Raw genomic sequence first — 25,509 nt, forward strand, 5'->3', positions numbered from 1 at the left:
AGTTATAAATTGGATTAAATATGAAAAGAGCAGTCATCACTGGCTTGGGCATTGTTTCTAGTATTGGTAATAACAAACAAGAAGTATTGGAAAGCTTAAAGATTGGAAAATCTGGCATAAGTGCATCAGAGCAATTTAAAGAATATAAACTTCGCTCCCAAGTATGGGGAAATATCGATATTGATATTTCTGAACATATTGACCGTAAAACAATTCGTTTTATGGGTGAAGGCTCAGCATACGCCTATATCGCTATGCAAGAAGCTATCACGGATGCGGGATTATCAGATGAGCATGTATCTAACCCTCGTACTGGCTTAGTGGCAGGTTCTGGTGGCGCATCTTCAAAAAATCAAATTTTAGCGTGTGATACTTTAAGAGAACGCGGTGTTAAGCGTGTTGGTCCATACCAAGTTCCTCGTACAATGAGCTCGACCTGTTCTGCAACATTAGCGACGCCTTTTAAAATAAAAGGGATTAACTATTCAATTAGTTCTGCTTGTGCAACATCGGCGCACTGTATTGGACACGCTTTAGAGCAAATTCAACTTGGCAAGCAAGATATTGTTTTTGCTGGTGGCGGCGAAGAAGTCGATTGGACCTTAGCGGGTTTATTTGACGGCATGGGTGCATTGTCTACTAAATACAACGATACACCTGAGCATGCATCTAGAACATACGATGCAGACCGTGACGGATTTGTCATCTCAGGCGGCGGCGGTATGGTCGTTGTTGAAGAGTATGAACACGCTATTGCACGTGGTGCAAAAATTTACGCTGAAATCGTAGGTTACGGCGCAACTTCTGACGGTTTTGACATGGTTGCTCCGTCAGGTGAAGGTGCAGAACGTTGTATGCAAATGGCATTATCAACGGTTGACCAACCAATTGACTACTTAAACACACACGGAACAAGTACACCGGTTGGTGATGTTAAAGAACTTGGCGCAATCCAAAACGTATTTGGTGGAAAATCACCACTTATCAGTGCAACAAAAGCGATGACGGGTCATGCGTTAGGCGCGGCTGGTGTTCACGAAGCTATCTACAGTATATTAATGATGGAAAACAGCTTTGTTGCACCATCTATTAATATCAGCAACTTAGACGAAAAAGCAGAAGGCTTGAACATTATTACTGAATTCACAGAAGCAAATATTACGACAGCAATGTCAAATAGCTTCGGTTTTGGTGGTACAAACGCGACGTTAGTATTCAAAAAAGTATAGTAATTAAGTTAAAATTTTTGACTATATAAAATAGCGCAAAGCACTGAATTAAAAACCCGAAACAAGGTAAACTGTTTCGGGTTTTTTAGTATTAGCGAACTGGTAATTGCATAAATGAAATTTTTGATAGACGAAAACATTCCCTACGCCGAAGCGTTTTTTTCATCCTTGGGCACCATTGAACGATTTGCAGGGCGCGAGCTCAAAGCAGAACAACTAAAAGATGTTGATGTTTTACTCGTTAGGTCAATTACCAAAGTAAATGACGAACTATTGAGCCAGGCCAACAAACTTAAATTTGTTGGCACCGCTACGATAGGTGAAGACCATATTGATAAACAATTATTAAAGCAGCGTGGTATTGAATTTAGTTCTGCTCCAGGTTGCAATGCGACCTCAGTTGCTGAATTTGTGATCAGTGCGTTGTTAGTGCTCCACGACCGCTATAATCTAGACTTTATTAATAAAACCATTGCTATTGTCGGAGTCGGAAATATTGGCAAACGACTATTGCAGAGATTAAATACACTTAATGTTGATGTATTATTGTGTGACCCGGTTCGCCAAGACAACGAATCGGACGCAGCGCATTTTATTGACCTAAATGATGCATTAGCACGTGCCGACATTATTTCGTTTCATACCCCATTAACTCGTGATGGTGCACATCCCACGTTTCATTTATTAAACGAAAATAATTTACCGCTACTTAAAGACGACGTCGTTTTAATTAATTCTTGCCGCGGTGAAGTTATCGACAACCAAGCGCTATATAACCACATTATTTGGCGCGAAGAATCGTCTAAGCCTGCAATAAAACTTGTGTTGGATGTCTGGGAAGGTGAACCTAACCCAATGCCGGCGCTGATTGAAAAGGCCGAATTGGCGACGGCACATATTGCTGGGTACAGTCTAGAAGGGAAGGCACGTGGTACTGAAATGTTGTATCAAAAAGTATGCGCTTTGTTAGCCGTCCCGTCGACAATCAAATTATCTACGTTATTGCCAATTGCTGATGTTGCTTCAACAAAGTTAGCTCAGGATGTTACTACGACAGACGAATTAAAAAAATTGGTACATTTAGTATTTGACGTACGCCGAGATGATGGCTTATTTCGAGAGTTGCTAAATTCCAATGGCTTTGATTGGCTTAGAAAAAATTATCCAACGCGGCGTGAATGGTCATCGCTGCAAGTTGAAATTGAAAAAAGATCAACAAATTCTATCGATTTATCGAAAATAGGGTTTGCTATTTAGCCGTCTAGACGGTAATTTTAGTGCAAATACACTAAGGTGTGTTTATCAATGTTAGGTGAACCCAATGGGTGGCGAATAAATGGTTTTTACCAAGGTATTTGATTTATTTGGCAGAATAGCGAAATGTAATTACATTATCTTGTAGGAGAACGATTTTGAGTTAATGACCCTGCATTGAACAATACGCTTTAGACAATAAACACGGTTGTAATAAGCCGAATAACTGGAAGTACAGAGAACACCATGTCACAGCAAAAATATAATGTCGCGATATTAGGTGCGACTGGCCTGGTTGGTCAGCATCTAATAGAGATCCTTGAACAAAGAAATTTCCCTGTGGGCGAATTATTCCCACTCGCAAGCGCACGCAGCGCAGGCAAGACCGTAAGCTTTAAGGGCAAGGATGTTGACGTTATCAATGTTGACGAATTTGACTGGTCAAAAGCTCAAATTGGTTTGTTTTCTGCTGGTGGTAATGCATCTGCTAAATACGCTCCAATTGCCGCTGAAGCGGGTGTTGTGGTTATCGACAATACATCGCATTTCCGTTACGAACCGGATATTCCACTGGTGATCCCAGAAGTAAATCCTCATGCAATTGCAGATTTCCGTAACCGTAATATTATTGCGAATCCAAATTGTTCAACGATTCAAATGTTAGTTGCGTTAAAACCAATTCATGACGCATACGGAATTGATCGTATTAACGTATGTACTTATCAGTCGGTAAGCGGTGCGGGTAAAGAAGCGGTCGATGAACTAGTTGCCCAAACTGGCCAGTTGATGAATGGTCGTCCTGTAGAAAACGACGTATTCCCAATGCAAATGGCGTTTAACGTAATTCCACAAATCGATGTTTTCCAAGACAACGACTACACCAAAGAAGAAATGAAAATGGTGTGGGAAACGCATAAAATTTTGGGCGACGAGTCGATTGGTGTTAACCCGACAGCGGTTCGAGTACCTGTTTTTTATGGTCACGCTGAGGCAATTCATATTGAATTACGTCAACCAGTTTCTGCTGAAGATGTCAAAAACGTCCTTGAAGATGCACCAGGTGTTACTTTGATGGCCGACAGCACAACTTACCCAACTCAGGTGACTCACGGTAGTGGTCAAGATCAAACATTTGTTGGCCGAGTACGCGAAGACATCTCACATCCAAACGGCATAAACCTCTGGGTTGTTGCGGACAATATCCGTAAGGGTGCGGCAACAAATAGTATTCAAATTGCAGAAGTACTGATTGCTGATTACTTATAAATTGTAATTAAATGAATTAAAACAGCCCTTTGATTTTCAAAGGGCTTTTTTTTGGCTATTTGTCAGCGGGATGGCCTGAATGCATTGTTTTTGTTTGGTTAATCGATATATTAGATAGATTCATTTAAACCTCGTTATTTAGTCCAAAGCATAAAATGGATATAACTATTAGAGTGAATTCAAATTGTTGGCACTGTACTTAAGGCAATTAAAATAACTTGCTGATTAATAGGTGTTATTTAAACGAAAGGCCATTAGAATAGATATATTCTTAACGTCTAGTGTCGTTAAATAGCCTTTATCTATTGGCATAACAAAGCCGAAGCATTGGTTTTAAACAACGTTTTACCGTTTTGTTAATGTATTGTTGGTATAAGGTTTGCTACAAAAATTGTATATCGCGTTAATTTTTGATGGACGTCAATTTAATGCGAATTTGGAAACGTGTATTTTGTCGCGTTTGGTCTAACATAAAACAAAGGTAATTGTTTTGTGTAGGTTTTGATTGATTTGGATATTATCGATGCGTTCTAGTCTTAAAATTTTGCTTTTTATCGCGCTAACTTTTTTAGTCGCCAATCTCTCTGTCGCGAAGCCTGAGTCACGCTTAAAAGGCCCTAAGGGGGTCGACTATGGTGCGATGGGGGAAATTTATGGCCCTGTGTCAAGTCGCGATACCATGTGGAAATTGGGCAATAAATTCCGAGTCAAAAATGATGTATCGGTTTACCAGGTTATGGTGGCGGTATTAAAGAAAAACCCTCAAGCATTTGAATTTGACAACTTAAATGGCCTTAAAGACGGCGAATATCTAAAGATCCCAAGTCATGCAGAAGTTAAAGGTATAGACCGAAAATACGCTAAGCAGCGTGCGGACGCAGATGATAAATTATGGGCCGACAAATTGGCCGGTAAATTTACTGAAAATAAGCGTGAAACTTTACTGTCACCAATCGAAGGTGCAAAACAGATTGATGTCAAAGTCGCTAAGCAAGAAATAGAAAAGAAACTTGAAGCAGCTCAAGTAGAAAACATCGAAAAACTTAATTCAATACAAGTTCAATTCGACTCGTCTAAACAGACAGTAGAAAATGTTTTATCAGAAAATAAATTATTACAGGACAAAATTACCGCTTTAGGTGAACAGCTGCTCCGTATGCAGGAAGAGTTGCTAAAAGAGCGCGAAATTCGCCAAGCGGAGTTAGCGCTTTTAGAACAGGTAAGGATAACGTCAGAGCAAAATCTAACGAACACAACGGCATTAGTTGAAGAAACAACGGTGTGGGAAGAGTTTGTTGCTTTTGCAAAAACGACCTTAGGAATGATCATTATTTCGAGTTCTATTCTTATTTTGTTGTTGGTTTTAGTCGCAATGAAACTGCGTAATCGCAACAAACCTAAAGCATCAGAACAAGAATCCCCTGACGTCTTAGCGCCAATTGCTGCGACAGCGGCCGCAGCAACGATGGCGGATCTTGACCTGTCTGAGCCGGTTGATGAATTAGACGAGGGGTTAGATAATTTAGATTTAGGCGATGATCTACTGCACGATGATGACATTCAACTTGACGTAGAAGATGAGCTAGATATAACTGACACCTTAGACATTGGTGACGATTTAGACCTCGGCGATGATCTTGATTTAGGTGGCGATGACTTTGATGATGACCTACTCGCTGATGACCTATTAAGTGACGATTCGGAAGAAATTTTATTGGATGACGAGTCTGATAACGACGATTTATTGAGTGCTGATGATGGCTTGTTACAGGCATCAGATATTGATGAATTGTTATCGGAAGATGACGATTTAGATGGCGACGATTTAGATGTCGATAACTTATTAAGTTCGGACGATATCGACCAGTTAATGGCTGAAGATGATGGTTCAGAAATCGACGAAGACACTATGCTTGATACTGGCGTTGATGATGTCGATGAGATTATGGACGAGTTGGGCATTGGTGACGATCTAGATGATCTCGATACCGAAGAAGAATTTAGTGGTGTTACAGATGACGATGACGATTTTGACATCGATGATTTAATTGACCAAGCGTCAGAGCAAGAAACTGCAGATGAATCCGAAACAGAGCCTGAACCTGAAGTTGAAGCGGAAGATGAATTTGATGTTGATCAACTCATCGATGAAGCTGGTATCGATTCAGCAACGGTTGAACCAGAGGCTACCCCAGAGCAAGAAAACCCTGTAGATGATGATGAATTTGATATTGACGCACTCATAGATAGCGCCAATTTGGCTGAGGGCGATGAAGAAAAAGGGCAAGCATCGACTGATTCTGATGATGAAATGGATGATATTGACGCTCTGCTTGCTGAAACTCAGGCTGAGCCATTAGAAGCGCACATTGAACCTGAAATCGGTGATGTTGACGATTCACTATTTGATGGTGATGAGACTGATCCGACAATAGAAGAAGATGAGACTGAACAGGAAACTAGCGAAGTCGAGTCTGACGAATTGATCGCAGATTTACTCGATGAACCGGTTGCAGAACCAGCGGCTGATGAAACACCGTCGCAGGAAGATGCTCTCGTTGACGAGGCAATTGATGAAGAATTAGATCTTGAAGAAGCAAGTGAACTTGCCGAAATCGAATCTGAAATAGATGGCTTAGAAGAAAGTGAACTTGATGCAATAGATGAGTTAGATGCCCTCAATCTAGACGATGAGCAATTAGATACAGAATTGCTTGACGAAACGCTAGAAGAACCAGAACTAGAATTAGAAGAACCAGCGCTAGAAGATCCAGAGCTAGAGCTAGAAGAGCCAGAGCTAGAAGAACCAGAGCTAGAAGAACCAGAGCTAGAAGAACCAGAACTAGAAGAGCCAGAGCTAGAAGAGCCAGAACTAGAAGAACCAGAACTAGAAGAACCAGAGCTAGAAGAGCCAACGCTTGAAGAACCAGAACTAGAAGAGCCAGAGTTCGATGAGTCAGAACTTGATGAATTTGACTTAGAACAATCCGATTTAGAAACTGAAGAGCTTGATGCAGAAGACGAAGAAGACGACGATTCATTTGATGAACTTGCAGACGAGTCAGAATTAGACGACATAGATTTAGATGAAAATGAAGCAGAAAGCGACCAGCCTATTAGAGATGTTGAAGCGAGTGCTGAACTTGACGTTTACCCCGAATTAAATCTTGATGAGTCGTTAGATGACGATTCTATGGATGATGAAGACAATGATTTTGATCCAGACTCGTTACTAAGCCTTGACGGAGAAGACGAATCCGAAGAACCAGATGAAGATAATTTAATCGACGCAGATATCGAAAGTTTACTGTCGGATCCTGAATTATCCTCAGAAGAATTAATGTCTGATGCTGATTTGATGAATGCCGGTTTTGGTGACTCTGATATTGAGAATTTACTGAATGAAGAATTTGGTGAAGAAGACATCGATTTAGATTCAGCGGCTGATCCAACAGACAGCGATGATAATGGGTCGGCTAAAAACACTGAAGAATCCTTTAGTATCGATGAATTGGAACAGGCTGATTTTGACGATTTATTATCGGAATTGTCGGATGATTTTGGCACTGCAGAGCTTGAACCAGATGTAACTGAACAAAAATTACCGAGCGGAGATGATACAGCTAGTAATGTTGCTGAACCTGCGTTAGATATTGCGGATGAACTCGGAGACGATTTAGCCGCCGATGTTGATTTGACAGCGGAAGAATTAGATTTTGTCAGTGTTGATAATTTAATCGACGAGCTTGGTGATGGTGACGAAACGAATGTGCCAGACGATTTTGATATCGATGTTGGATTAGATGATTTTGACGAATTAGATGGCGAACGTGGCTCAGTTGACGTTGACTTGGAAGATGGTGGAATGGCATCGCAACTGGATTTGGCGCGAACTTACCTTGAAATGGACGATGAAGAAAACGCACAATTGCTATTAAATGAAATTCGAGAAACTGGTCATGCGGACGCAATTGAACAGGCTGATCTGCTATTAAAAGAATTTATTAACAAATAAGATTGAATAAATCTGCCAGTTTTTTATAATTTTGCACCTTTTTAGATATTAAGTTAGGTCTTATGAGAATTGCCTTAGGCGTAGAGTATGACGGTGCAAAGTTTTGTGGTTGGCAAAGGCAAAATGATGTTGAGACAGTACAAGAAGTTTTAGAAGCCGCTTTATCGAAAGTCGCTAATCACAAAGTTAATGTATTTTGTGCTGGTCGCACCGATACAGGCGTACATGGTACTGGGCAAGTTGTGCATTTTGAAACAGACTCTGTTCGTGGTGAGCGGGGCTGGACTCTCGGGGTCAATACCAATTTGCCTGACGCTGTTGCAGTCCGTTGGATGAAAGTTGTTCCTGACGATTTCCACGCTCGCTTTTCTGCGACAGCACGGCGATATCGCTATATTATCTACAATGGCAAACTTCGTCCTGGCATACTCAATCATGGTTTGAGCCATTATCACATGCCACTTGATGAAAAAAAGATGCATATCGCAGCACAGGCATTGTTAGGCGAAAATGATTTTAGTTCTTTTCGAGCTTCACAATGCCAATCTAAATCACCAGTTCGCTTTATGCACTTTATTAAAGTGACCCGCCATAACGAATTTATAGTTATAGATATAAAAGCCAATGCATTTGTCCACCATATGGTTCGTAATATTGCAGGAAGTCTTATTGCGGTAGGTCGCGGCGATAAGCCTATTGAATGGGTAGGTGAGTTGTTGGCAGTTAAAGATAGAAGACAGGCCGGTGAAACTGCAAAGCCAAACGGTCTTTATTTAATTGAAGTGGAATATCCAGAAATTTTTGACTTGCCAAAATCAAGTGCCGGACCACTGTTTTTACCAGAATAGAATTCAAATTAGTGGTTTTTAGAAGGTCATTATCGACAAATAAGACCAGTTTAATGAGTTCTTTTCATAAACATTGTGGTTTAATAGGGCCAATTTTGACGTCGGTCTAAATATTTGATGCAGTTCAAGTCGTTTAAACGCCTTGCCCATCTAGATAAATGGCCCATATTGACCACAGCATTACACAGGTAGCAATCACATGAGCTGGATAGAAAAGATCCTTCCAAGAACAAATACATCAACTAAACGCAACATCCCAGAAGGGATTTGGACAAAGTGTACAAGTTGTGACTCTATTTTATATAAAAATGATTTAGAGAAAGAACAAGGCGTTTGCCCTAAATGTGACCATCATATGCGTTTGACTGGTCGCAAGCGTTTAGAATTATTTTTAGACTCAGGTGAAAAAGTAGAGATAGCTGCGGATCTTGAACCTCAAGACGTATTGTCTTTCAGAGACACCAAAAAGTATAAAGACCGTATTTCAGCGGCGCAAAAACAAAGTAACGAAAAAGACGCAATGATAGTAATGAAAGGTCGTGTAAAAGGCGTACCTTGTGTTGCTGCTTCGTTTGAATTTTCTTTTATGGGCGGGTCAATGGCTACGGTTGTTGGCGAAAAGTTTGTGCAAGCGATAAATGTTTGTTTGAATGAAAACATTCCATTTATTTGTTTTTCTGCCTCAGGTGGCGCACGTATGCAAGAAGCCTTATTTTCTTTAATGCAAATGGCAAAAACAAGTGCGGCGTTGGCTAAGTTAAGCGAAAAAGGCATCCCTTACATCTCAGTATTAACCGATCCTACTATGGGTGGTGTTTCTGCAAGTTTGGCGATGTTAGGCGATGTTAATATTGGTGAACCTAAAGCATTGATTGGTTTTGCGGGCCCTCGAGTTATCGAACAAACGGTTCGTGAAAAATTACCTGAAGGTTTCCAACGCAGTGAGTTTTTATTAGAGCATGGTGCAATTGATATGATTGTTGACCGACGCGAAATGCGAAATACTGTTGCACGTTTGTTCGCAAAAATGTGTAAACTACCGTCATTGGAAAAAGAACACAGAATGGCGTAATGACAACACAAAAGACAATTCAAACTTGTCCTACAAGCCAGTCTCTCAATGACTGGCTTTTTTATTTAGAGTCTCAACATCCAGCAGAGATTGAATTGGGATTACAACGGGTTAGAGCCGTTGCGGAACAAGGCCAACTGACAACCTTTGGTAAATCGAAAATTGTTCTAGTTGCCGGAACTAATGGCAAAGGCACGACGATTCGTTTTATGGAGCAGTATTTGCTCGATAAAGGTTTTTCGGTCGGTGTCTATAGTTCGCCGCATATGCACGTTTACCATGAGCGCGTGCGTATTAATGATTCTTTGCTTGGCGATGAGCAGCATGTTGCAGCATTTCAATATATAGAGAAAATTCGCGGTACGACACCACTGACGTATTTTGAATACGGTACATTGGCCGCGTTTTCTATTTTTAAGCAAGCAGAATTAGATTATGTATTAGTTGAAGTTGGCCTAGGTGGTCGACTAGATGCAACAAATATTCTCCCCCATGACTTATCGATAGTGACGTCATTAGGACTTGATCATACTGATTGGTTAGGCGACACAATTGAATTAATTGGTTTTGAAAAAGCCGGTATTTTCCGCGCCGATAAACCGGCACTGGTGGGAATGATAGAGCCACCAGTTACGGTGTTTGAACAAGCTGAAAATTTAAACGTCAGTGACTTGATAGTTGCAGGGCGCGATTATCAGGTGAGTTATTCAAAAGACCATACACACTGGCAGTTGTCCTGTAACACATTTAACTTTGCAAACTTACCAAGACCTCTAATCCCTATTCAAAACGTGGCTACCGCAATTGTAGGGCTAAATTTGTTAGGTATCGAGCTCGACTTAAGCACGTTACAGTCTTTATGTTCAACAATCTCATTGTATGGCCGTATGCAATTGATATCGATTGATGATGAAGCGCAATCCGTAAATGCAGCGAGCATCACACCTGACAGTGTCATTGATGCTCAGCCCAAAGTACCAACCGGTTTGGCTATGGTCGATGTCGGGCACAACACCCATGCGTTAAATTATTTAATTGATACCATAAAAACGCACCCAATGTTTGCACAGGTCAAACAAATCGATGTGGTTCTTGCCATGATGGCAGATAAAGATATTGAAGCTTCACTAAAATGTTTAGCACCACATGTCCGGAACTGGCATTTAGGTTCACTTAAAGACAACAAAAGGGCTGCAACCAAAGATGTCATCAAGCAGCAATTGGCTAAAATAGGTGAAACAAATATTGTAATACACGACGATGTTAAGTCAGCGTGGAGAAGTGCATCGACAAAAATAGATGCTGATACGCTTTTACTTGGCGTTGGTTCGTTTTACACTGTGGCTGAAATTTTGTCGTGTAATGATGTAAAAGGTTAGGGATTTTTGTGAGTGAAATAATTAAGCAACGTTTAGTTGGTATGTTGATCATCGTAATCGCAGGTGTTGTTTTTTTGCCAGACCTACTCGACGGTGAAAAACAACTGACAAAAGAAGAGTTTAAAAAAGTCCCAGCGAAACCGGAAATTAATGAACAGCCGATTTTGACCGAATTTCCAGCGCAGCAAATATCTGATGCAATGTTAAACGCGCCAGTAAATAATACAAAGCCAAGTGACTCTGATAATGAATCAGAAAAGCAGTCTGTTAATCAAGACGGCAGTGTGAATGTTGCGGCTGCTGATATTATTGAAAAAGGGGATTCGACCCAAGTATCGACTTTAAAAGAAGAAACATCGAATTTCCAATCAGCATCAACACCAACGCCGGTTAGTAATCAAGTCAAATTTAAAGAACCAGCTTGGATATTGCAGCTTGGTAGTTTTAAGCACAAAGAGAATGTCAATGTATTGCGACAAAAGCTAGCAGATGCAGGGCTAAAAACGTTTACCAAACCTGTGCAGACCAAGGGGGGCGTCTTGTCTAAGGTCTATTTAGGTCCAGAGTTAAATAAAGATGTCCTTATTTTAGCGCAAGCCAAGATAAAAGAAATTGCCGATGTAGAGGGGAAAATAACCCGCTACGATCCGATAAAGTAGTGGCTTGTGAATTTGGCTTCTGTTAGAATTCGCGCCGAAATTTACCCAGCAGGTTAAACGAAATTTTAATGGTTTGGATCGATTACGCGATTATCGCTATTGTTGCTATTTCGGCGTTAATAAGCTTAGTTCGTGGATTTATAAAAGAAGCGGTGTCTCTTGCCGTCTGGGTTTCTGCCTTCTTCATAGCAAGTCGCTTCTATGCCGATCTTGCAGTTTATCTAACGGGTATCGAAAAAGAACTCGTGCGCAATGGCGCTGCTATCGCAATTCTATTTGTAATTACTCTCATTTTAGGTGCTCTGATTAATCATTTGTTATCAGAGATTGTCCATTACACAGGTTTAAGTGGCACTGACAAAATGCTCGGCATGGTGTTCGGTGGGTTACGTGGCGTATTAATCGTTGCGGCTACATTATTATTTCTAGACACTATGACGCCCGCTAACGGTGCTGATTGGTGGAAAACATCTGTACTGATTCCAGAATTTACAATCGTAGTTGATTGGTTCTTCGAATTGTTACAACAAAATTCAAGTTTATTGTCGACACAACATTGATGGAGAGCTAATCATGTGTGGTATTGTGGGAATTGTTGGAAAATCTTCTGTTAATCAAATTATTTATGATGGATTAACAGTATTACAACATCGTGGGCAAGACGCCGCTGGTATTGTGACTATTGATGATGGTCATTTTCGATTGAGAAAAGGCAACGGTTTTGTTCGTGACGTGTTCCAAGAACGTCATATGCAACGCTTACAAGGCAACATGGGGATTGGCCATGTTCGTTACCCAACTGCGGGTAGCTCTAGTTCTTCTGAAGCTCAACCGTTCTATGTTAACTCACCTTTTGGTATTGCTCTTGCCCATAACGGCAATTTGACCAATGCTGCTGAGTTACGTGAATTGTTGTTCAAAGAAGCTCGCCGTCATATCAATACAACTTCCGATTCTGAATTGTTACTTAACATTTTGGCACATGAATTATGTGAATCTAAATTGTTAGAGTTAAAACCAGATGATATTTTTAATGCGGTTTCTCGAGTTCATCAAGTTATCCGTGGTGCTTATGCTGTTGTTTCAGTCATTATTGGTCATGGTTTATTAGCATTTAGAGATCCTAACGGTATTCGCCCACTTGTACTGGGTCAACGTGAAACCGAAGATGGTATCGAATATATGGTTGCCTCTGAAAGTGTCGCACTTGATATCGATGGTTTTAAGTTGGTGCGAGATGTTGCGCCTGGTGAAGCAATTTATATTTCTGAGTCTGGTGAGTTGTTTACTCAACAGTGCTTTGACAACGCTAAATGTGTTCCGTGTATCTTTGAATACGTTTATTTTGCTCGTCCAGATTCGCGACTTAATGATGTTTCAGTCTATGGTTCTCGTGTCAAGATGGGTGAATATTTAGGCCGTAAGATCAAGCGTGAATGGGCTGACTTAGACATCGACGTCGTTGTGCCTGTACCAGAAACAAGTTGCGATATTGCACTACAGATTGCCCACGAACTTGATTTACCGTATCGCCAAGGATTTGTAAAAAACAGATATGTTGGTCGAACGTTTATCATGCCTGGTCAAGCAGAGCGTAAAAAGTCTGTACGCCGTAAATTAAATACCATTGAAGTTGAATTCAAAGGTAAAAATGTATTGTTAGTTGATGACTCGATTGTACGTGGTACCACATCGGAGCAAATTATCGACATGGCACGAGAAGCGGGCGCGGCAAAAGTTTACTTTGCCTCTGCGGCTCCGGAAATTCGTTTTCCAAATGTGTATGGTATCGATATGCCGTCGGCTAATGAACTAATTGCCCACGGGCGTGATGTTGAAGAAATTGCTGAGATGATTGGTGCCGATGAACTTATTTTCCAATCGCTTGAAGATTTAGAATCTGCAGTACGAGAAGAAAATGATTCATTAGTGTCATTTGAAACTTCGGTTTTCAACGGTAATTACATTACTAACGATATTGACCAAAATTATCTTGAGTCATTAGAAACGACGCGTAATGATAATGCCAAAGCAAATCGTCCAGAGCCATTAGATAATGGTTTGGAAATGCATAACGAAGAGAATTAATTGTCTTTGTTGTGACTCAAACTAAAAAGGCCAGATTTAATCTGGCCTTTTTAATTCTAGCTTTTGAAAATGTTAATTTCTCAAAATAGCGTCTACTCAATTATTTGCTGTGGAACTTTTCACAGGCTTCTAACGTATTTTCTACTAGTGAAGCCACTGTCATTGGTCCAACACCACCAGGGACAGGTGTTATCCAACTTGCACGCTCAACTGCGTCGTCAAATTTAATATCACCAACTAATTTTCCTGATTCTAATCGATTTATACCAACATCAATAACGACCGCACCTTCTTTAACCCAAGTGCCTGGAATAAATTCTGGTTTACCTACAGCAATAACCAAAATTTCCGCGCGACGTACTTGTTGTTCTAAATCTTTTGTGAATTTATGACAAACAGTTGTTGTACAACCCGCCAGTAATAATTCTAAGGACATCGGGCGACCGACAATATTAGACGCGCCAACAACAACGGCATGTTTACCTTTAAATTCTGTGCTGGTATTAGCCAGCAATGTCATAATGCCTTTTGGCGTGCAAGGGCGAAGGGCAGGGACACGTTGCGCTAAACGGCCAATGTTATATGGATGGAAACCGTCAACATCTTTATGTGGATGTATACGTTCCAAAATGGTCTCTACGTTTAAGCCATGAGGTAAAGGAAGTTGCACTAAAATGCCATCTATCTCTTTATCTTCATTTAATTCGTCTATTAACGTCAATAACTCTTGTTCAGTTGATTCACTTGGCAGGTCAAAAGACTTAGAAACTAAGCCTACTTCTTCGCAGGCGCGTTTTTTGTTGCCTACATAGACCTGTGACGCCGGATCGTGTCCAACGAGTATCACAGCAAGCCCAGGCGCTCGTTTACCGGCTTTGACGCGTGCAGCGACGCCAGTTTTAACTTTATCCCTTACTGTTTTGGCAATTGCTTTGCCATCAATTAATTTTGCAGTCATACCGCTCTCTAAAATAAATGCTAAAAACTGAGTGAATTGTAAACCTTTTAAAGAACGTTCGCATTTATAAATAGAGACAATGTTGAGGTTTATCTTAAATTTGCATGTGTTTTAGACAAAACTTGGTTAAAGTTAACCCATTTGCTGTAAAAATCGCCAAACGATAAAAATCTTTCAAAAAGTGTTTGACTGCAAAAGGGGTTATCCGTAATATGCCGCCCTGTCGCGAGGAAGCAATTTCTCAAAGATTTAAAGTCGGTGTTTAGCGCAGCTTGGTAGCGCACTTCGTTTGGGTCGAAGGGGTCGCAGGTTCGAATCCTGCAACACCGACCACTTTAAATTTTTGAAATATTTCCCGTAGGTTATGCGCCCGTAGCTCAGCTGGATAGAGCAACGCCCTTCTAAGGCGTCGGTCGTAGGTTCGAATCCTACCGGGTGCGCCATTTCTCGTTGACACGTCCTATAGCGGTGATTGTAGCTCAGTTGGTAGAGCCCCGGATTGTGATTCCGGTTGTCGTGGGTTCAAGTCCCATCAGTCACCCCATCTTTTGCGGAAGTGGCGGAATTGGTAGACGCGCTGGATTTAGGTTCCAGTATCGCAAGGTGTGAGAGTTCAAGTCTCTCCTTCCGCACCAATACTTTTATTTGTCGGTGTTTAGCGCAGCTTGGTAGCGCACTTCGTTTGGGTCGAAGGGGTCGCAGGTTCGAATCCTGCAACACCGACCATTAAATCCATTTTAAAGTCCACATTTCTCCGTAAAGTCAAAAAAATCAAATTTATTTACTCGTTTGCTCATTATTTAAGTCATTTGGCTGTGTTTTGGATGGACGATTAATAAAGACATGGCTATAATGCGCCGTCATTTTAAGAACATGAATTCGGGCCGTTGTCTATGATTTACAACTTCCGGCCATCAAGATAAAAATAATTGAGGTAGAAAATGCAAGTTTCATTAGAAACGACTCAAGGTTTAGAGCGTCGTCTTACAATTACGCTTCCTTCAGGTTCAATCGAAGAACTAGTTAAAAAACGTTTACGTGAAGTTGGTAAAACTGCGCGTATCGATGGTTTCCGTAAAGGAAAGGTTCCTGTTACTGTAATTGAAAAACGTTACGGTCAATCAGTTTTTGCTGAAGTTGCTCAAGAGCAAATGCAACAAAACTACATCCAAGCTGTAATTCAAGAAAAAGTAAATCCAGCTGGCGCGCCTTATTTCGAACCTAAAAACATGAAACGTGGCGAAGACTTAGTATTCGTTGCAACGTTTGAAATATTCCCAGAAGTTGAAGTGCAAGCGGTTGAAGAAATCGAAATTGAACGTCTAGTTGCTGAAGTAACTGACGAAGATCTTGCTAAAATGATGGAAACATTGCGTAAGCAACAAGCATCATGGGAAGAAACAGCTGAAGCGGCAACTGACGGTAGCCGAGTTACAATTAACTTTGTTGGTAAAGTTGACGGTGAAGAATTTGAAGGCGGCAAAGCTGAAGACTTTAGTCTTGAGTTAGGCCAAGGCCGTATGATCGCTGGTTTCGAAGATGATATCATCGGTAAGAAAGCAGGCGAAGAAGTAACAGTAAACGTTACATTCCCTGAAGAGTACCACGCTGAAAACCTTAAAGGTAAAGACGCTGAGTTTGCTGTAACGGTTAATAAAGTTGAAGTTCAAGTACTTCCTGAATTAAACGACGAATTTGTTGTTAAATTTGGTATCGAAGAGGGCGGCGTTGACGCACTTAAAGAAGAAGTTAAAAACAACATGACTCGTGAACTTTCTCAAGCACTTAAAGCGAAAGTAAAAGAATCAACTATCAAAGGCTTATTGGCGAAAAATGAAATTGACGTGCCTAAAGCGTTAATCGACCAAGAAGTTGAAACTTTGCGCAAGCAAGCGATGGAACGTTTCGGTGGTCAAATGGACCCAGCAAACATGCCAGACCTTCCTGCAGAGTTGTTTGAACAGCAAGCTAAAGATCGCGTTCGTACTGGTCTTTTACTTGGTGAGTTCATCAAAACTAACGAAATTAAAGCCGACGAAGACCGTGTTAAAGAAATTATTAACACTCAAGCGTCTGCTTATGAAGCACCTGAAGAAGTTATTGAACATTACTACTCAAACGAGCAGTTATTACAAAACATCCGTAGCCTAGCAACTGAAGATCAAGCCATTGACTTGATTTTAGAAAAAGCAAAAGTAACGGACAAAACTGTAAGCTTTGATGAAATAATGAACCCTCAACAAGCTTAATGTGAAATCCCGATTGACTTAGGGGTTGAACACAAGGTTAAATGGCTCGATATACTAAATGTATTTCGAGCCATTTTTGTTTTTAAGGAAGGTCTATGTTTAACCACACAAATACTGTGGCTGGCGGTAACCCTGCTGATGTATTAAGTGCATTAGTTCCTATGGTTGTTGAACAAACAGCCAAAGGCGAACGTTCGTACGATATCTACAGCCGCTTGTTAAAAGAGCGCATTATATTTCTTACTGGTCAAGTTGAAGACCACATGGCGAATTTAATCTGTGCGCAATTATTGTTTTTAGAGTCTGAAAATCCTGATAAAGATATTTATCTTTATATTAATTCTCCAGGCGGTAGTGTCACAGCGGGTATGTCTATCTATGATACGATGAATTTCATCAAACCTGACATCGCAACGATATGTATGGGACAAGCAGCAAGTATGGGCGCGTTCTTACTATCTGGTGGAGCAAAAGGTAAACGTCATTGTTTGCCAAACTCACGGGTGATGATCCATCAACCTTTGGGTGGTTTTCAAGGCCAAGCGTCTGATTTTGAAATCCATGCAAAAGAGATTTTAACCATTAAAGAACGTTTAAACCGTTTAATGGCAGATCACTCTGGTCAACCTTTTGAAAAGGTATGTAAAGATACAGACCGTGATAACTTCTTAAACCCTCAAGAAGCCCTTGATTATGGTTTAATTGATTCTATTTTAACTAGCCGTGAAACTAAATAATATTTACTATTGACCGATATAGGTAAATATAATTTTATTGACTACGCTTAAGTAGTGTTTTGTAGCTAGCAAAGTGAGGTGACTTTATGTCAGAGCATACAGATAACGACAGCAAACTACTGTATTGTTCATTTTGCGGCAAGAGCCAGCATGAAGTAAGAAAACTGATTGCGGGCCCTTCTGTTTATGTTTGTGACGAATGCGTTGATTTATGCAACGACATTATTCGCGAAGAAATAAAAGAGATATCACCAAAGCGTGATAACTCAGCTTTACCGACTCCGATGGATATCTGTAAGCATTTAGACGACTACGTTATTGGCCAACAACATGCCAAAAAAGTATTGTCTGTAGCCGTTTATAATCACTATAAACGTCTTAAAAATGCCGGAACCGAATTAGACGTTGAATTAGGTAAAAGTAATATCTTGCTAATCGGACCGACTGGTAGTGGTAAAACATTATTGGCAGAGACATTAGCTCGCTTATTGGATGTTCCGTTTACAATGGCTGATGCTACGACATTAACCGAAGCCGGTTATGTTGGTGAAGACGTTGAAAACATTATTCAAAAGCTTTTGCAAAAATGCGATTACGATGTAGAGAAAGCCCAACGCGGTATTGTTTACATTGACGAAATCGATAAAATCTCTCGCAAGGCTGACAATCCGTCAATCACTCGTGATGTGTCGGGTGAAGGTGTTCAACAAGCGCTATTAAAACTGATCGAAGGTACTGTTGCATCTATACCGCCTCAAGGTGGTCGAAAACATCCGCAGCAGGAATTTTTGCAGGTTGATACTTCGAAGATTTTATTTATCTGTGGTGGTGCATTTGCAGGCCTAGATAAAGTGATTGAAGCTCGCTCAGAAACGGGCACCGCAATTGGTTTTGGCGCTGAAGTGAAATCGATGGCTGACGCTAAAACGTTAACCGAACATTTCCAAAATGTTGAACCAGAAGACCTAGTAAAATATGGTTTGATACCAGAGTTTATTGGTCGATTGCCAGTTGTTGCGACATTAGGTGAGCTAGACCAAGATGCCTTGGTACAAATTTTAAGCGAACCTAAGAATGCACTAACAAAACAATATGGTGCGTTATTTAAATTAGAAGACGTCGAACTTGAATTCCGTGAAGATGCTTTAGCTGCAATTGCGGCAAAAGCAATGCAACGTAAAACCGGTGCGCGTGGACTTCGTTCAATTATTGAAGGTGTATTGTTAAATACAATGTATGAATTGCCTTCAATGGACGATGTTTCTAAAGTTGTTGTGGACGCTTCTGTAATAGACGGGGATTCAGATCCCATTCTTATTTACGATAATTCACAATCAAAAGCGGTACCTGAATAGCAGGAACGATTAAAAAGGAGTCAATTGACTCCTTTTTTGTTTTTAGCAATTGAACTTTTTCTCCTCCGCCCCATATACTTAGTAATTAACAGAATCCAGAGAATTCATTGATATGACCCATGATCCCGCAAATTCTAATATCCCCGTTTTAGCCTTAAGGGATGTTGTTGTCTACCCACATATGGTTATTCCACTTTTTGTTGGGCGTGAAAAGTCCATTGCCTGTTTAGAACAAGCTATGGAAAAAGACAAAAAGATTTTTCTCGTTGCTCAAAAAGACCCAACGACTGATGACCCAACTGTTGAAGAGTTGTTTACCGTTGGAACAGTAGCCACTATTTTGCAGATGCTAAAATTACCTGACGGCACCGTTAAAGTTCTTGTCGAAGGAAACTATCGCGCGAAAATTAGTGAATATACTGAAACTGGCGAATATTTCGAAGCGAACATTAAGCAAATTCAAGTGTTTGAAGCCGATGAACGCGAGCAAGAAGTATTGATCCGCTCAGCGATTAATCAGTTTGAAGGCTATATTAAGCTTAATAAAAAGATCCCGCCTGAAGTCTTAACATCTGTTTCAGGTATCGACGATGCAGACCGCTTAGCCGATACCATGGCATCCCATATGCCGTTAAAAGTTGAAGAGAAACAAAAAGCATTAGAAATTGAAGATGTTCGAGAACGTCTTGAATATTTAATGGCATTGATGGAAGGCGAAATAGACTTGTTGCAAGTGGAGAAAAAAATCCGCGGCCGAGTTAAAAAGCAGATGGAAAAAAGTCAGCGTGAATATTATTTGAATGAGCAAATGAAAGCCATTCAGAAAGAATTAGGCGAGACTGAAGACGGCGTTGACGAGTTTGATTCATTAGAACAAAAAATCGTTGAAGCTGAAATGCCAGAAGAGGCTGAGCTTAAAACACGCTCAGAACTTAAGAAATTAAAAATGATGTCAGCTATGTCTGCGGAAGCCACTGTGGTTCGTGGATACATTGAATGGATGACAAACGTACCTTGGAAAGCAAAGTCACGTGTCAAAAAAGACTTAAATAAAGCGCAGGATATTCTAGATTCTGACCATTACGGATTAGATAAAGTTAAAGAACGTATTGTCGAGTATCTCGCGGTGCAGCAACGAACAAGTAAATTAAAAGGGCCAATCTTATGTTTAGTTGGTCCTCCAGGTGTTGGTAAAACATCTCTAGGTCAATCAATTGCTAAAGCGACTGGACGTAAATATGTTCGCATGGCATTAGGTGGTGTGCGTGATGAAGCTGAAATACGTGGTCATAGAAGAACGTATATCGGCTCTATGCCGGGTAAAATTGTGCAAAAAATGTCGAAAGTTGGGGTTAAAAACCCACTGTTTCTATTAGACGAAATCGATAAAATGAGTTCGGACATGCGTGGCGACCCATCGTCTGCATTGTTGGAAGTTTTAGACCCAGAGCAAAACTCAGCGTTTAATGACCACTACTTAGAAGTTGATTATGATTTGTCTGACATCATGTTTGTCGCGACATCAAACAGCATGGATATTCCAGGCCCATTATTAGACCGTATGGAAGTTATTCGTTTGGCCGGTTATACCGAAGACGAAAAAGTAAATATTGCGCTGGAACATTTATTAAGTAAGCAGAAAAAGCGTAATGGCCTTAAAGACGGTGAATTTGACTTAACGGAAGATGCAATTGTAGATATTGTTCGCTATTACACGCGTGAAGCTGGCGTGCGTAGTTTAGAACGTGAAATTTCAAAAATTTGCCGCAAGGTCGTAACTGAAATATTAACGCAGAAAGACACAACATCAGTGACTGTCAACGCTGCAAATTTAAATAATTATTTGGGTGTTCGTCGTTACGATTACGGAAAAGTTGAAGGCGACGACAGAATAGGGCAGGTAACTGGCCTAGCATGGACTCAGGTTGGCGGTGACTTGTTAACTATTGAATGTGCCACTGTCCCAGGCAAAGGCAAGCTCGTCTATACGGGCTCGTTAGGTGATGTAATGAAAGAATCGATTCAAGCGGCATTAACAGTAGTTAAAAGCCGTGCCGAATCGCTTCGTATTAACACTGACTTTTCTGAGAAACGCGATATTCATATTCACGTACCAGAAGGTGCAACTCCAAAAGATGGCCCAAGTGCCGGTGTTGGTATGGTAACTTCGTTAGTGTCTAGTTTAACAGGAAATCCAGTGAAAGCTGATGTTGCAATGACTGGTGAAATTACATTGCGGGGCGAAGTCCTAGCAATTGGTGGTCTGAAAGAAAAATTACTTGCGGCACATCGCGGTGGCATTAAAACGGTTCTAATCCCTCACGAAAACGAAAGAGACCTCGAAGAGATCCCTGATAACGTGAAAAAAGACCTTACGATTATTCCTGTTAAATGGATTGATGAGGTGCTCAATGTGGCATTAAGTCAGCCTGTAGAACGAATTTCGACCGAAAATTGCGCATAAAATCAAAAAAAGGTGAAAAAAAGCAATTTTTTACTAAAAAAGGCTTTTCAAAACCTCGGACTGTGCTAGTTTATTGCCTCTAGGGGGATTAGGAGACTAATTTTCCAGACCTTAAATATACAGTCCGATGATACTCATAATGGACTACAGCCTGAGTGATAAACCTAGCTGTTAATAAAAAAATTAAAAAATTTAAAAATTATAGGGGATGATATTGTGAACAAATCTCAACTGATCGAAAAAATGGCTGAAGGCGCTGACATTTCAAAAGCTTCTGCTGGTCGTGCATTAGATTCATTCATTGAAGCCGTAACTGGCGCATTAGCGGAAGGCGATTCTGTCGCTCTTGTTGGTTTTGGTACTTTTACAGTTCGTGATCGAGCTGCAAGAACTGGACGCAACCCGCAAACTGGCGCAGCAATTGAAATTGCAGCAGCAAAAGTTCCAGCGTTTAAAGCTGGTAAAGCGTTAAAAGACGCTTGTAACTAATTAAAACTCTTTAATTAAACGGAAGCGCATTAAAGTCACTATAATCATTGACTGTTGTGCCGGAACACACATTGTTATTCAGGTCGTGTTTCCACTGTTCTACTAATTAAAGGTTCAAGCATTAAAGCGCATCTGGTAAGATGCGCTTTTTTTATAATAGGCTAGGGATTGAGGTCAACAATATTGACCCTATATTGTTAGTTTGATTTGAATTCCAGTTCAGCTAAGAGAAGTGAAAATGCTAGAAAGAATTAGAGAAGGTTCTCAAGGAATCGTTGCCAAATCCGTATTGGGTTTAGTTATTTTTACCTTTGCCATTAGTGGTATCGGTAGTTATATAAATAGTACATCGGATAGCACAGTTATTTCAGTTAATGGTGTTGAAATCACCAAATCTGAAGTTGATCAGGCATATCAAAATGGTCGTCAACAATTGCAATCACAATATGGTGAAATGGTAGAGCAATTATTTGCCGACGAAGCCTATGTTGCAACTTACCGCGAACAAATTATTGATAACTTAGTTGTTGAAGAGCTACAAAAACAACAAGCTAAAGAAATTGGCGTACGCGTTAGCGACGAACAAATTCGTAAAGCAATTATCGAAATGCCAGCTTTCCAACTCGCTGGTGAATTTAGCAATGATATTTACTTGGCAAAAATACGCCAAGCGGGATATTCAGCTAGTCAATTCCGTGAAATGTTACGTCAACAATTGAGCCGTACGCAATTTGCAGGCTCTGTAATGGGCTCTGAATTTGTATTACCGTCAGAGAAGCAACAATTTGCCGCTTTGTTTAATCAAACTCGTTCATTTGACTTAGTCAAATTTGATGCAAAAGCATTAGAAGCGTCAATTACGCTTGAAGAAGCAGACATCAAAAATTATTTTGAATTAAATGCATCTCGCTACCAGACGCAGGAAAAAATCTCTTTTGAATATATTTTGATCGACAGCGAAAAACTTGCAAGTAAAGTTGTTGTCTCTGAAGAAGAGTTGAAAACGTATTACACAAATAATATTGCTGAGTTTACAACAGCTGAAAAACGTCGTATTTCACATATTCTAGTTGAATCTGGCGATGCAGCTAAGGTTGCTGAAATTCAAGCTAAGCTAGATGCGGGCGAAAATTTCGCTGACGTAGCTAAGTCTTTATCTGAAGATTCATTCAGTGCTGAAAACGGTGGTGACTTAGAATATTTCGAATCTGGCGTATTTGGTGACGCATTTGACTCAGCAGTAACGTCATTATCTACAGTTGGTGAAGTTTCACCATTAGTAGAAACAGACGGCGGTCAGCATTTCATTACGTTAACAGAGTTAACACCTGAAGTTGTTAAGCCATTTGCTGAAGTAAAAGAAACTATTGCTGAAGAAGCACGTCAATCTAAAGTTGCTGAATTGTATATTGAAGCACAAACTAAAGTGACAGAAGTGGCCTTTGAAGTGCCGGATGATCTAACTGACGCGGCTAAAGAAGCTGGTTTAGAATTAAGCACTCAAAAATTGGCGAGTCGTTATCAATTAACGGGTGACTTAAGCAATCCTCTATTAGTGAACAAAGTCTTTGATGTCGACTTTATTTCTGAAGGTCTAAATAGTGACCTGATTGAATTGAGTGATACCAAGTCAATCGTTGTTCGTGCCCTAGAGCATGAAGCCTCACGCCCACAGACGTTAGAAGAAGTTAAAGGGTTAGTGACAAGCGCATTAACTAAACAAAAAGCGTCAGAACTTGCTCAGGAGCAAGCTAAAGCGCTATTAGCTAAAATCTCTGAAGGGTTTGACTATACAACGGACACATCATTGGCTGCGGAAACGTTTACTCGTGTAGATCGTAACAATACTGCTGTTGATAGAGCGGTTAAAGAGCATGTGTTTACAATGCCTAAACCAGCAACTGACGCTACGAGCTCAGACTGGGTTGATATGGCCAATGGCAGCGCAGCTGTTGTTGTTTTAAAAGCCGTAGATGTCAATGTTAATGGCGATAAAAATGCAGGTGAACAAGTTGCCGGCATTTTATCTCAAGCGACAAACAAAGCATTTATTGAGTCGGCTAGACTAAGTGCAGAAATTGAACGTTAATACCGCTTTGGTATAAAAAACAAAAAACCTCGATTTATTCGAGGTTTTTTTATGTCAAAAATTTATCGTCAACTACAGACGATTTCGATTCAAATTATTGCCAGGAATCTGGAAATTTACCCTTAAGTAAATAACTAAAGGCGATAAGTTCAGCGATGACGACGTACATATTTGGAGGGATTTTGTCACCTACCGCCATTGTTTCTAACCGTTTAAACAATACCTCATCTTTATGTATCAATATATTATGGGCACGTGCGTGTTCAATAATTTGATCAGCGAGTTCGTTGTAACCTTTACTGACGATTTCAGGTGCACTAAAACCATCGTAAACTAAAGACAGTGCTTCGGTATTTTTATGATGATGATTTTTCATATCTTAATATCTATTAAACCAGTAGATTTAGCCGGCGACGGTTGAATTAACGCACTGTCGACTGCGAAGTTAGCTTGGCATTCAAATCCTAATGCGGTAAATCTATTTTGTAAAAGGGGCCAACAGCTGTTCACACGCTCAAGCATGACCGCAGACGAACACGTATTGGTGAATTGCAAATCTTGATTACGTAAACGGACATTACAACGCGCAATTCCAATACTTTCTAAGGTGATTTGAAAGTCGAATGAAAGTAATTGTTGTTCTATCTTCTGATCGTTATTTGAACTCGATTGCTGTTTTATTGAAATAAGTGATTTGGCTTTTTCGTCTAACAAAATAATTAAATTTAGAAGTGACGAACTACTGTCTTGGTTTGTTTGTCCAATTTGTCTTTTACTGGCGCTTATTTCCGTTATCGGGTCATCCATGAATAGCAAGGCGGTTAGTTGGTTATTTCTCAGTTCCAGTTGAGTAAGCCGATGATCAAGTTTAGATGAGCTAACCCCCGTTAATTGCGATAAAAGTTTATTTATTTCCTTTGGCACTGAAACATTTTTATCATTTTGTTGTCTACTGAGGTACTGCGTCATCAGCACCGTCATTGCCGGATTGAGAGTTAAGTTCGCTGGTCGAAGAGAGGAGGATAGATAAACTTCTAATCGAGTCGTCGCTTGCATTAATAATACGGTTTGAGAATCCAATAGTTGACGTTGGTTAATGGAAACCCGTTTTGGCGAGATATCGATGTTTGTCAATTGAGGCATATTCTGGACCGTCAGGAGCAGATGTTGATCTACTTTAGCGACAGCCCGTATAGGTGACGATACTAATGCAATAGTTACATCAGCAGCACGGTTTTGGGTAACTTGTCCTAATTGTGAAGAACTTGGAATATGCGACACAATAAATACCTTATGAGCGTGTTCTTAAAGTACCAAAAAGTGGCAAATTTAGTGATCAGTTTGCCTGAATATCTAGG

19 protein-coding genes and 5 tRNA genes are annotated in these 25,509 nt (G+C 40.3%); 21 read left to right on the forward strand and 3 right to left on the reverse strand.

Annotation, left to right across the window (positions count from 1 at the left end; all coding sequences use genetic code 11):
- The first annotated feature begins 20 nt into the window (after nucleotides 1-20).
- The 10 genes from fabB (at nucleotide 21) to purF (ending at nucleotide 13,810) form a co-directional block, all read left to right on the forward strand.
- Nucleotides 21-1,229 (forward strand): beta-ketoacyl-ACP synthase I, encoded by a 1,209-nt coding sequence (fabB, locus tag KO525_RS15820; protein ID WP_215964810.1) that lies wholly within the window; start codon nucleotides 21-23, stop codon nucleotides 1,227-1,229.
- 114 nt (nucleotides 1,230-1,343) lie between these two features.
- Entirely contained in the window at nucleotides 1,344-2,486 is a 1,143-nt protein-coding gene (locus tag KO525_RS15825) for a 4-phosphoerythronate dehydrogenase (RefSeq protein ID WP_215964811.1), read from the forward strand.
- Between the two features lie 243 nt (nucleotides 2,487-2,729).
- Complete coding sequence (locus KO525_RS15830) at nucleotides 2,730-3,749, forward strand: aspartate-semialdehyde dehydrogenase (protein WP_215964812.1); 1,020 nt, start codon at nucleotides 2,730-2,732, stop codon at nucleotides 3,747-3,749.
- 523 nt (nucleotides 3,750-4,272) lie between these two features.
- A complete protein-coding gene (locus KO525_RS15835) occupies nucleotides 4,273-7,764 on the forward strand; it encodes a FimV/HubP family polar landmark protein (RefSeq protein WP_215964813.1) in 3,492 nt (1,163 codons plus the stop codon).
- Nucleotides 7,765-7,826: 62 nt separating this feature from the next.
- A complete protein-coding gene (truA, locus tag KO525_RS15840) occupies nucleotides 7,827-8,612 on the forward strand; it encodes a tRNA pseudouridine(38-40) synthase TruA (RefSeq protein WP_215964814.1) in 786 nt (261 codons plus the stop codon).
- 199 nt (nucleotides 8,613-8,811) lie between these two features.
- Nucleotides 8,812-9,684 (forward strand): acetyl-CoA carboxylase, carboxyltransferase subunit beta, encoded by an 873-nt coding sequence (gene accD, locus KO525_RS15845; protein ID WP_215964815.1) that lies wholly within the window; start codon nucleotides 8,812-8,814, stop codon nucleotides 9,682-9,684.
- The gene (folC, locus tag KO525_RS15850) at nucleotides 9,684-11,063 is read left to right on the forward strand and encodes a bifunctional tetrahydrofolate synthase/dihydrofolate synthase (protein ID WP_215964816.1); all 1,380 of its coding nucleotides are present in this window, start codon (nucleotides 9,684-9,686) and stop codon (nucleotides 11,061-11,063) included. Before accD ends, folC begins: the two co-directional genes overlap by 1 nt.
- Nucleotides 11,064-11,071: 8 nt before the next feature.
- Complete coding sequence (locus tag KO525_RS15855; protein ID WP_215964817.1) at nucleotides 11,072-11,722, forward strand: SPOR domain-containing protein; 651 nt, start codon at nucleotides 11,072-11,074, stop codon at nucleotides 11,720-11,722.
- Between the two features lie 68 nt (nucleotides 11,723-11,790).
- Complete coding sequence (locus KO525_RS15860) at nucleotides 11,791-12,282, forward strand: CvpA family protein (protein WP_215964818.1); 492 nt, start codon at nucleotides 11,791-11,793, stop codon at nucleotides 12,280-12,282.
- 13 nt (nucleotides 12,283-12,295) lie between these two features.
- Nucleotides 12,296-13,810 carry an amidophosphoribosyltransferase gene (purF, locus tag KO525_RS15865; RefSeq protein WP_215964819.1) on the forward strand — a complete coding sequence of 505 codons (1,515 nt, stop codon included), beginning with the start codon at nucleotides 12,296-12,298 and terminating at the stop codon, nucleotides 13,808-13,810.
- A gap of 100 nt (nucleotides 13,811-13,910) precedes the next feature.
- Here the strand turns inward: purF and folD are convergent, their stop codons facing one another.
- Nucleotides 13,911-14,768, reverse strand: coding sequence for a bifunctional methylenetetrahydrofolate dehydrogenase/methenyltetrahydrofolate cyclohydrolase FolD (gene folD, locus KO525_RS15870; RefSeq protein WP_215964820.1), 858 nt, complete (start codon nucleotides 14,766-14,768; stop codon nucleotides 13,911-13,913).
- Between the two features lie 256 nt (nucleotides 14,769-15,024).
- On the opposite strand from folD, the gene KO525_RS15875 reads away from it, so the two are divergent.
- The 11 genes from KO525_RS15875 (at nucleotide 15,025) to KO525_RS15925 (ending at nucleotide 24,151) form a co-directional block, all read left to right on the forward strand.
- Nucleotides 15,025-15,101, forward strand: a tRNA-Pro gene (locus tag KO525_RS15875).
- A gap of 33 nt (nucleotides 15,102-15,134) precedes the next feature.
- Nucleotides 15,135-15,211: transfer RNA gene (locus tag KO525_RS15880), tRNA-Arg, on the forward strand.
- Nucleotides 15,212-15,236: 25 nt separating this feature from the next.
- Nucleotides 15,237-15,312, forward strand: a tRNA-His gene (locus KO525_RS15885).
- A gap of 6 nt (nucleotides 15,313-15,318) precedes the next feature.
- A tRNA-Leu gene (locus KO525_RS15890) sits at nucleotides 15,319-15,403 on the forward strand.
- Between the two features lie 14 nt (nucleotides 15,404-15,417).
- Nucleotides 15,418-15,494: transfer RNA gene (locus KO525_RS15895), tRNA-Pro, on the forward strand.
- Nucleotides 15,495-15,709: 215 nt separating this feature from the next.
- Entirely contained in the window at nucleotides 15,710-17,017 is a 1,308-nt protein-coding gene (tig, locus tag KO525_RS15900) for a trigger factor (protein ID WP_215964821.1), read from the forward strand.
- Between the two features lie 95 nt (nucleotides 17,018-17,112).
- On the forward strand, nucleotides 17,113-17,754 hold the full coding sequence (gene clpP / locus KO525_RS15905; RefSeq protein ID WP_215964822.1) for an ATP-dependent Clp endopeptidase proteolytic subunit ClpP: 642 nt from the start codon (nucleotides 17,113-17,115) through the stop codon (nucleotides 17,752-17,754).
- Between the two features lie 86 nt (nucleotides 17,755-17,840).
- Complete coding sequence (gene clpX / locus KO525_RS15910; RefSeq protein WP_215964823.1) at nucleotides 17,841-19,109, forward strand: ATP-dependent protease ATP-binding subunit ClpX; 1,269 nt, start codon at nucleotides 17,841-17,843, stop codon at nucleotides 19,107-19,109.
- Nucleotides 19,110-19,221: 112 nt separating this feature from the next.
- On the forward strand, nucleotides 19,222-21,573 hold the full coding sequence (lon, locus tag KO525_RS15915; RefSeq protein WP_215964824.1) for an endopeptidase La: 2,352 nt from the start codon (nucleotides 19,222-19,224) through the stop codon (nucleotides 21,571-21,573).
- 216 nt (nucleotides 21,574-21,789) lie between these two features.
- Nucleotides 21,790-22,062 (forward strand): HU family DNA-binding protein, encoded by a 273-nt coding sequence (locus KO525_RS15920; RefSeq protein ID WP_215964825.1) that lies wholly within the window; start codon nucleotides 21,790-21,792, stop codon nucleotides 22,060-22,062.
- Nucleotides 22,063-22,300: 238 nt separating this feature from the next.
- A complete protein-coding gene (locus KO525_RS15925) occupies nucleotides 22,301-24,151 on the forward strand; it encodes a SurA N-terminal domain-containing protein (protein WP_215964826.1) in 1,851 nt (616 codons plus the stop codon).
- A 94-nt stretch (nucleotides 24,152-24,245) separates the two neighbouring features.
- Here KO525_RS15925 and KO525_RS15930 read toward each other — a convergent pair whose 3' ends face one another.
- Entirely contained in the window at nucleotides 24,246-24,527 is a 282-nt protein-coding gene (locus KO525_RS15930) for an EscU/YscU/HrcU family type III secretion system export apparatus switch protein (RefSeq protein WP_215964827.1), read from the reverse strand.
- On the reverse strand, nucleotides 24,524-25,432 hold the full coding sequence (locus KO525_RS15935) for a hypothetical protein (RefSeq protein WP_215964828.1): 909 nt from the start codon (nucleotides 25,430-25,432) through the stop codon (nucleotides 24,524-24,526). The genes KO525_RS15930 and KO525_RS15935 overlap by 4 nt, the downstream gene beginning before the upstream one ends.
- Between the last annotated feature and the right edge of the window lie 77 nt (nucleotides 25,433-25,509).

It is taken from the genome of Psychrosphaera sp. B3R10, from assembly GCF_018861025.1.
Lineage (GTDB): Bacteria > Pseudomonadota > Gammaproteobacteria > Enterobacterales > Alteromonadaceae > Psychrosphaera > Psychrosphaera algicola.